Genomic DNA, 566 nt, shown 5'->3' with positions numbered 1-566 from the left:
ACCCAGGCCGATCACCGCGACGTGGCGCAGCCGCTGTGCTTGCCAGCCGACCCCGTCGCGGATGGCGACGTGCACACCTTCGTCGCGGTAGTAGCCCTCCTGATCGGCGACGTGGGCGATCAGCTCCTCGTGAATGCCACGCCCGACGTATGCCAGATCGATCGTGTGCACGCCGCACCCCTTTCCGGACGGATCGGCCGTCAATCCATGGCGAGGCCGCCATTGACCTCCAGGCAGTGGCCAGTGATGAAACCGGAATCCTCGCCGGCCAAAAACGCCACCGCCTTGGCCACCTCTTCCGGCGTGACGAGCCGCCCCATGGGATTTGTCGCCCCGAGCTGGCCTACTTCTTCGGCCGTCAACAGCGAGTTCGCCGTCGGGTCGGCGACCGTGGCGGGCGAAACGAGGTTGGCGGTGATCTGGTGTGGAGCCAGCTCGAGTGCGACGTACCGGACGAACTGATCCATTGCCGCCTTGGCGGTTCCCAACGTGATCACCGGAGCTAGCCGGGGCATCGGGGCGGCAACCGCATTGGTCATGGCGGAGCAGGGATTCCGGGTGGTCGT

The 566-nt window shown here is 66.4% G+C and carries 2 protein-coding genes; one reads left to right on the top strand and one right to left on the bottom strand.

The genetic code is table 11. From position 1 onward, the window contains the following. Nucleotides 1-200: 200 nt before the first annotated feature. Nucleotides 201-515, bottom strand: a complete 315-nt coding sequence (locus A5646_RS26115) for an SDR family NAD(P)-dependent oxidoreductase (protein ID WP_369806992.1) — start codon at nucleotides 513-515, stop codon at nucleotides 201-203. Between A5646_RS26115 and A5646_RS30515 the strand changes: the two genes are divergently transcribed. Further along, on the top strand, nucleotides 475-566 hold a 92-nt coding region (locus A5646_RS30515; protein ID WP_369806994.1), incomplete at its 3' end, for an SDR family NAD(P)-dependent oxidoreductase. The genes A5646_RS26115 and A5646_RS30515 overlap by 41 nt on opposite strands.

This window comes from Mycobacterium sp. 1245499.0, from assembly GCF_001673615.1.
Taxonomy (GTDB): domain Bacteria; phylum Actinomycetota; class Actinomycetes; order Mycobacteriales; family Mycobacteriaceae; genus Mycobacterium; species Mycobacterium europaeum_A.
Note: the sequence above shows the minus strand (reverse complement) of the source record. Positions and strands in the feature narration are given on the sequence as shown.